8 protein-coding genes are annotated in these 7537 nt (G+C 70.6%); 2 read left to right on the forward strand and 6 right to left on the reverse strand.

Annotated elements, in window-relative coordinates; all coding sequences use genetic code 11:
- Positions 1-230 precede the first annotated feature (230 nt).
- From BIU96_RS10195 to glmS, 6 genes are read right to left on the reverse strand one after another with little or no spacing between them, the layout of a single operon-like run.
- The gene (locus BIU96_RS10195; RefSeq protein ID WP_139199955.1) at positions 231-623 is read right to left on the reverse strand and encodes a hypothetical protein; all 393 of its coding nucleotides are present in this window, start codon (positions 621-623) and stop codon (positions 231-233) included.
- Positions 624-669: 46 nt separating this feature from the next.
- Positions 670-1179, reverse strand: coding sequence for a tRNA (adenosine(37)-N6)-threonylcarbamoyltransferase complex ATPase subunit type 1 TsaE (tsaE, locus tag BIU96_RS10200; RefSeq protein WP_071292511.1), 510 nt, complete (start codon positions 1177-1179; stop codon positions 670-672).
- Positions 1176-2339: an alanine racemase gene (alr, locus tag BIU96_RS10205; protein WP_071292512.1), complete on the reverse strand. Its 1164-nt coding sequence runs from the start codon at positions 2337-2339 to the stop codon at positions 1176-1178. Before alr (BIU96_RS10205) ends, tsaE begins: the two co-directional genes overlap by 4 nt.
- Positions 2336-3439, reverse strand: coding sequence for an alanine racemase (gene alr / locus BIU96_RS10210; protein ID WP_071292513.1), 1104 nt, complete (start codon positions 3437-3439; stop codon positions 2336-2338). Before alr (BIU96_RS10210) ends, alr (BIU96_RS10205) begins: the two co-directional genes overlap by 4 nt.
- Positions 3436-3816 (reverse strand): holo-ACP synthase, encoded by a 381-nt coding sequence (locus BIU96_RS10215; RefSeq protein WP_071292514.1) that lies wholly within the window; start codon positions 3814-3816, stop codon positions 3436-3438. The genes alr (BIU96_RS10210) and BIU96_RS10215 overlap by 4 nt, the downstream gene beginning before the upstream one ends.
- Positions 3817-3822: 6 nt before the next feature.
- The gene (gene glmS / locus BIU96_RS10220) at positions 3823-5670 is read right to left on the reverse strand and encodes a glutamine--fructose-6-phosphate transaminase (isomerizing) (RefSeq protein ID WP_071292515.1); all 1848 of its coding nucleotides are present in this window, start codon (positions 5668-5670) and stop codon (positions 3823-3825) included.
- Positions 5671-5795: 125 nt separating this feature from the next.
- On the opposite strand from glmS, the gene BIU96_RS10225 reads away from it, so the two are divergent.
- Together BIU96_RS10225 and BIU96_RS10230 are read left to right on the forward strand one after the other, a co-directional pair.
- Entirely contained in the window at positions 5796-6983 is a 1188-nt protein-coding gene (locus tag BIU96_RS10225) for an ATP-binding protein (protein WP_071292516.1), read from the forward strand.
- Positions 6984-6993: 10 nt separating this feature from the next.
- The gene (locus tag BIU96_RS10230) at positions 6994-7479 is read left to right on the forward strand and encodes a glutathione peroxidase (protein WP_071292517.1); all 486 of its coding nucleotides are present in this window, start codon (positions 6994-6996) and stop codon (positions 7477-7479) included.
- The last annotated feature ends 58 nt before the right edge of the window (positions 7480-7537 follow it).

Here is a 7537-nt window from a genome sequence, read left to right on the forward strand (position 1 = left end):
GACTGCTTGCCAGATCTCGTCGGCCCGCCACCGCTCTCGTCCGCCGCTGCCGGCGCGTCCGAGGGACCGCACCCAACCGTGTTCTTCCGCACGGCGGAGCAAGGATGCTTTACGAGTAGCTTCGCGTCGTTGGCACGCTCAATTCGATAACTTGGCCCGAAGTCATCACCAGATGGCTTGACGACCGACTTGTTCCCGCCAAGTCATTGGCGATTCGTCGAGCAGCAGCGCTACCCAAAGCGCACTTGGGTGGACGCATCGCTCCCCACACCGCGGAGTTTTGCAAGACGTGAACTGATCCCACCCGGTTGTCGGCCGAGGATGCGACCGATCTCGTCCGGCGTCATACCCGCGTCGGCCATGGCAAGGAGTGCTGACTCGTCGGCAGACTCCCATCGCGCATACGCCTGAGGGTGGTCTTGCCGGATCGCTTCAACAGAGTAAGCGCGATCGTCAACCTGACCAGAGGCATCGTCGGGGAGCACTACTCGGCTGACGAGCCGAATCGGGTGGCGCGCCATGTCCTCGCCATGATCGGCGACGAAGACCAGCTCGTCTCCGTCTATCTCGATCGACGACGCTTCGACGTGTGCGAAGCCTCCCCCGTGCAATTCGATACGCATCCACACCCTCCCGTGCTGCATCCAACATACTGGCGCTACGGAGGTTCTACAACGAGACGTCGGCCCAGCGGGGACCCGTGCCGGTGACGACCACGCGGCGGGGCTCGTCGGGGACGTCGTCCGGGTCGAGGTCGTCGTCCGTGGTCGCCTCGGTGCCGGTCGCGCGGATGATCTCGACGTCGAGGACACTGTCGGCGATGCCGTCGACGAACCCGCGCCCCCACTCGACCACGACGATCGAGGCGTCCCAGTCGAGGTCGAGGTCGTCGAGCTCGACCGGATCCGACAGGCGGTAGGCGTCGACGTGCACCAGGTCCGGGCCGGCGGTCGTCGGGTGCGTCCGCGCGAGCACGAAGGTGGGGCTCGACACCTGCCCACGGGCTCCGAGCGCCGCGCCGAGGCCGCGCGTCATCGTGGTCTTGCCGGCGCCGAGCGGCCCGGTGAGCACGACGAGGTCACCGGCGTGCAGGACCGCCGCCAGCCGGGCCCCGAGGGCGCCCATCTCCGCCGTGGTCGCCACGGTGGTGTCGAGCAGGATGCGGGACTGCTCGGTCACGGCTGCTCGCCCCGGAGGTACTCGGCGACGTGCCCCTCGACACGGTGGCCTTCGTAGACGCGCGGCACCCGGGCACCGATCCGGCAGACGATCTCCTCACCGATGGTGCCGAGCGCCTGCCCCCACTCGAGGACGGTCATCTCGTCGTGCTCGCCTGTGCCGAAGAGCACCACGGCGTCGCCGACCTGCACGTCGTCGTCGCCGACGTCGACCAGGAACTGGTCCATGGCGACCCGGCCGGCGATCGGGTATCGGGTCCCGCCGATGGCGACCTCGATGCGCCCCTGCGCCAGGCGCGGGACGCCGTCCGCGTAGCCGACGGGCACGAGGGCGAGCGTCGTCTCGGCGAGGGTCCGGTACGTGTAGTCGTACGAGACGCCGGTGTCGACGGGCACCCGCTTCGTCTTCGCGACCGAGGCCGTCAGCGTCATCACGGGTTCGAGCCCGAGGTCCGACGCCGAGACCCCGTCCGCCCCGGGGATGCCGAACAGGTTCGCCCCCATCCGGACCATGTCCTTGCGGAACTCCTTGCGCTCGAGCCCGGCGAGCGAGGCGGCGACGTGCTCCATCGGCACGTCGAGCCCGAGGTCCTCGGCCTGCTCGACCGCGGCGTCGAACAGCGCCACAGCGGAGGCGTCGTCCTCGTCGGAGGACTCGGCGAGGTGCGTGTACGCGGCGACGACCTCGATGCGTCCGGCGCGCTGGGCGTCCACGGCGAGCGCGACGAGCGCGGGCCAGGCCCCGAGCGTCGCGCCGTCGCGGTGCAGCCCGGAGTCGACGCCGAGGTGCACCCGCGCCGGGCGCTGGTCGACGGCGTCGACGACCCGCTGCAGCTCGGCGACGTTCGAGACGCCGAGGTCGACCGCGGAGTCGATCGCGTCGCGGAAGTCGAGCGCGGGGTCGTGCTGCCACGTGAACAGGTGCACGTCCTCGCCGACGCCGATCGACCGGAGGCGCAGGGCCGCGGGGACCGTCAGCACGCCGATCCAGCGGATGCCGGCGTCGACCGCGGCGAGCGCGATCGGTTCGAGACCGTGCCCGTAGGCGTCGGCCTTCATGATCGCCATGACCTCGACCGGGTCCATCCACTCGCGGACCAGGTCGAGGTTGGCGCGGTAGGCGTCGAGGTCGATCTCGGCCCGGCGCAGCGGCGCGTTCACGTCGTCCTCCGTTCCACGCTGCGGCCGACCCGCGCGACCACCTCGTAGTTGATCGTGCCGACGGCCGCGGCCCAGTCCTCCACCGCGGGGTCGCCGTTCGCCGGGTCGCCCCAGAGCACGGCCTCGTCGCCGACCTGCACGTCGGCGTCGCCGATGTCGACGTGCATCGCGTTCATCGCCACGCGTCCGACGACCGGGAACGTGCGGTCCCCGATCCGGACGACGACGCGGTTGCCGAAGTCGCGGTCGAAGCCGTCCGCGTAGCCGAGGCCGATCACCGCGAGCCGGGTGTCCGTCTCGGCGCGCCAGGTGTAGCCGTAGCTGACGCCCTCGCCCGCGCGCACCGGCACGGTGCGGAGGACCGCGGCCGTGACGCGCATCGCGGGGCGGAGCCCGAGGTCGGCCGAGGTGCGGTCGGGGAACGGGCTGAGCCCGTACAGTGCGAGCCCGACCCGTGCCAGGTCGTGGCGGGTCTCGGGGACGGCGATGCTCGCGGCGCTGGCGGCGAGGTGCACCACGTCCGGCACGATGCCGTTCGCGGCGAGGCCGTCGAGCGCCCGCTGCAGAGCGGCGTCCTGGTCGAGGTCGTCGGCACGCGACGCGTTCGACAGGTGCGACATCAGCCCTTCGACCCGGGTGCGAGCACCGCTCCGGGCGAGTCGGCCCGCGGTGGCGAAGAGCTCCGCCCACTCCGACTCGACCGCACCGTTGCGGCTGAGGCCCGTGTCGACGCAGATGTGCACGGCGGGGACCTCGGAGTCCGCGGCTGCGGCCAGCTGCGACACGCTCGACACCGCAGGGGTGACACCGTGTCGGGCCGCACGGCGGAAGTCCTCGTCGGGGGCGTGCAGCCACGCGAGGATGCGGACTCCCTCGTCGATGCCCGCCTGCCGGAGCGCGAGCGCCTCGTCGATGTCCGCGACGCCGAGCCACTCGGCCCCGGCGTCGACGAACGCCTGCGCGGCCTCGGCTGCGCCGTGGCCGTACCCGTTGGCCTTGACGACCGCGATGACGCCGGACGGGGCCACCCGTTCGGCGACCGTCGCGTAGTTGGCGATCAGGGCCTCCCGGTCGACCGTGATGCCGGTGAACGCACTCAAGCCGAATCCCCTGTTCCTTCCAACACCACGAAGGCCGTGGCGATCCCGCCGTCGTGCGAGAGCGACAGGTGCACCGACCCGACGCCTCGCGTCTCGGCGACCTGCTGGGCCCCGCGCCGCAGCGTGAGCGACGGGTTCCGCTGGTCGTCGGAGACGACCTCGAGGTCCTGCCAGCTGAGCCCCGCACTCGACCCGAACGCCTTGATGAGCGCTTCCTTCGCGGCGAAACGCGCCGCGAGCGAGGCGATCGGACGGGGCTCCCCGTCGCGGATCAGCTCCGCCGGCGTGAACAGCCGCGTGCGCATCGCCGGCGTGCGGTCGAGCACCAGCTCGAACCGCTCCAGGTCGACGACGTCGACACCGATGCCGATGATCATCGCCGTCTACTCGACGGTGACCGACTTCGCGAGGTTGCGCGGCTGGTCGACGTCGAGGCCCTTGGCCGCGGCGAGCTCCATGCCGAACATGTGCAGCGGCGCCACGGCGAGCAGCGGCTCGAACAGCGGCGTCGCGAGCGGGATGCGCAGGACCTCGTCGGCGAAGGGCAGCACGGCGGCGTCGCCCTCTTCCGCGATGGCGATCACCCGGGCGCCGCGGGCGCGGATCTCCTGGATGTTCGACACCACCTTCGGGTGCAGCGACCGCGGGTCACGCGGGGACGGCACGATCACGAAGACGATCTGCCCGGGCTCGATGAGGGCGATCGGCCCGTGCTTGAGCTCACCGGCGGCGAAGCCCTCGGCGTGGATGTACGCGAGCTCCTTGAGCTTCAGCGCACCCTCGAGCGCGATCGGGTACCCGACGTGCCGACCGAGGAACAGCACGCTCCGGGTGTCCGCCATCCAGCGGGCGAGGTCCTTGATGCCGGACGCGTCGTCGATGGTCTGCTGGAGCTTCGGGGCGAGGCCCTCGAGTTCGGCGACCTGCTCGGCGATCTGCTCGGCCGTCAGCGTGCCGCGCAACGTGGCGAGGTGCAGCCCGAGCAGGTAGAGCGCGACGCCCTGGGCGATGAAGGCCTTCGTCGACGCCACGGCGACCTCGGGGCCGGCGTGCGTGTAGATCACGGCGTCGGACTCACGCGGGATCGTGGCGCCCTGGGTGTTGCAGATCGACAGCACCTGCGCGCCCTGCTCACGCGCGTACTTGACGGCCATGAGCGTGTCCATGGTCTCGCCGGACTGGCTGATCGAGACGACCAGGGTGCGCTCGTTCAGCACCGGGTCGCGGTAGCGGAACTCGTGGGCGAGCTCGACCTCGACGGGGATGCGGGCCCACTGCTCGATGGCGTACTTGCCGAGGATGCCGGCGTAGGCGGCGGTGCCGCAGGCGATCACGATGACGCGGTCGACGGTCGCCAGGCGCTCGGCGATCGGGTCGAGGTCGGTCAGCGTGACGGCGCCGTCGTGCACACGGCCGAGGATCGTCTTCGCGACGGCCTCGGGCTCCTCGCTGATCTCCTTCGCCATGAAGGAGCTCCAGCCGCCCTTGTCGGCGGCGGAGGCGTCCCAGTTCACCTCGAACTCGCTCGGCGTGGCCGGGGTGCCGTCGAAGTGGATGACGTCGACGCCGTCGGGGCGGATCGTCGCGATCTCGTCCTGCCCGATCGACAGCGCGCGCTGCGTGTAGGCGACGAATGCGGCGACGTCCGAGCCCATGAAGTTCTCACCGTCGCCGAGCCCGACCACCAGGGGCGAGTTGCGACGGGCGCCGACGACGACGCCGGGCTGGTCGGCGTGCACGACGAGGAGCGTGAAGGCGCCCTCGAGCCGCTGCACGGCCTGCTGCATGGCGGAGGTCAGGTCACCGGTCTCGCGGAACGCGCGGGCGACGAGGTGCGCTGCGACCTCGGAGTCGGTCTCGCTGAGGAACTCGACGCCCTCGGCCTGCAGCTCGGCGCGGAGCTCCGAGAAGTTCTCGATGATGCCGTTGTGGATGAGCGCGAGCTTGCCGCCGTCGGCCAGGTGCGGGTGCGCGTTGCCGTCGGTCGGGCCACCGTGGGTCGCCCAGCGGGTGTGGCCGATGCCGGTGCCGCCGTCGGCGATCGGGTGCGACTCGAGCTCGTCGACCAGGGCCTGGAGCTTGCCCGCCTTCTTGGCGGAGGCGAGTTCCTGCGAGCCGTCGACCACGGCGATGCCCGCCGAGTCGTAGCCGCGGTACTCGAGACGACGAAGACCACCGAGGAGCACGTCCTGGCTGCTGTTGCTGCCGACGTAGCCGACGATTCCACACATGGGGACGATCCTACGGTCTGCCTGGGCACCGACCCTGCGAGGTGTCCGGATCGATACACACTGGCCGGTCTCATCGATTCTGCCCCAGTCTGACATCAACGACAGACACGGTCAGAAGTCGTGAGATGCACGCCGAGTTGAACCCCTACGCTCCCGGTGCCGGTCTGCGGCCGCCAGCCCTCGTCGGCCGCGGCGCGGAGGTGGACGCGTTCGATCTCCTCGTCGCTCGGTCCCGGCGCGGCATGGTCTCGCGCAGCCTGGTTCTCCACGGCCGGCGCGGCGTCGGGAAGGCCGTGCTCCTCAACCAGTTCCGCGCTCAGGCCGACAGCGCCGGCTGGCTCGTCGTCGACGTCGAGGGGCAGTCGTCGGACTCCGGTCAGGAGATCACCCGCAGACGGTTGTCGCGCGAACTGGCACTCGCCTCGCGCCGTCTGCAGCGCGGCGCCGCCGTGAGCAGCGCGGTCCGCCGAGCACTCGGGACCGTGAAGTCGTTCGGCGCCCAGTTCGGCGGACTCGGGTTGAGCGTGGAGATCGAACCGTCCACGGGTCGGGCGGACTCAGGCGTCGTCGAGATCGATCTCGAAGAGCTCGTCGAAGACCTCGCGCCCGCACTCACGGAGCAGCAGCGCACCCTCGCGCTGTTCGTCGACGAACTGCAGGACCTCGGACCCGAGATGCTCGGTGCGCTGCTCTCGGTCCAGCACCGAGCGGGACAGCGCAACTGGCCGTTCCTCATCGTCGGCGCGGGCCTGCCCAGTGTTCCGGCGACGCTCACGGCCGCGAAGTCGTACGCGGAACGGCTGTTCGAGTACCGGGAGATCGGCTCCCTCCCCTCCGGCGCCGCCGCAGAGGCACTCGTCCTGCCCGCAGAACGATCAGGCGTGACGTTCGACCGGCCTGCGCTCGACCTCCTCATCGACACCTCGGGCGGGTACCCGTACTTCCTGCAGACGTACGGCTCCGCTGCTTGGGACCTCGCGGAGGACCGACGGATCACCGAAGCGGACGCGGTCGCCGCGATCGATCGCGGGAACGCCGAACTCGACAGCGGGTTCTTCCCCGGCCGGTGGGCAGCAGCCACGCCGGCCGAGCGTCAGTACCTCGTGGCGATGGCGGAGGACCTCGACGAGGAGTCATCGACCGGCGTCGTCGCGGGCCAGCTCGGAGTCCCGGCGAAGGCGACGAGCCAGGCTCGGCACAACCTCATCAGGAAAGGGATCGTCTACGCGCCACAGCGCGGTCGGATCGCCTTCACGGTTCCGCACATGCGTGACTTCGTCCGACGTCAGGCGGATCTCGACCTCCTGGACTAGCGTCCAGCGCATGGGACGCTTCGACGACATCGCCATCACCACACTGCACGGCGAGGACACCACGTTCGGCGCCTACGCGGACAAGGCGGTGCTGGTCGTGAACGTCGCGTCGCGGTGCGGTCTGGCGCCGCAGTACGAGCAGCTCGAAGCCCTGCAGAAGGAGTACGGCCCCCGCGGCTTCACGGTGCTCGGCTTCCCCAGCAACCAGTTCCTGCAGGAACTCGGCTCGTCCGAGGCGATCGACGAGTACTGCTCCACCACCTGGGGCGTCACCTTCCCGATGTCCGAGAAGGTGAAGGTCAACGGCAAGGGCGCGCACCCGCTCTACCAGGCCCTCAAGGAGACCCCGGACGCCGACGGCAAGGCGGGTCGCGTCTCGTGGAACTTCGAGAAGTTCCTCGTCGCCCCGGACGGCACCGTCTCGCGCTTCCGTCCGACCACGAAGCCGGATGCTCCGCAGGTCATCGCCGCCATCGAGGCGGCTCTCCCCGCCTGACGCGTCGCGTCCTGCGGACGCGCACCGAGCACTGGACTGGAGGCCCGGTGCACGTGAG

It is taken from the genome of Curtobacterium sp. MCBA15_008 (genome assembly GCF_001865065.1).
Taxonomy (GTDB): Bacteria; Actinomycetota; Actinomycetes; order Actinomycetales; family Microbacteriaceae; genus Curtobacterium.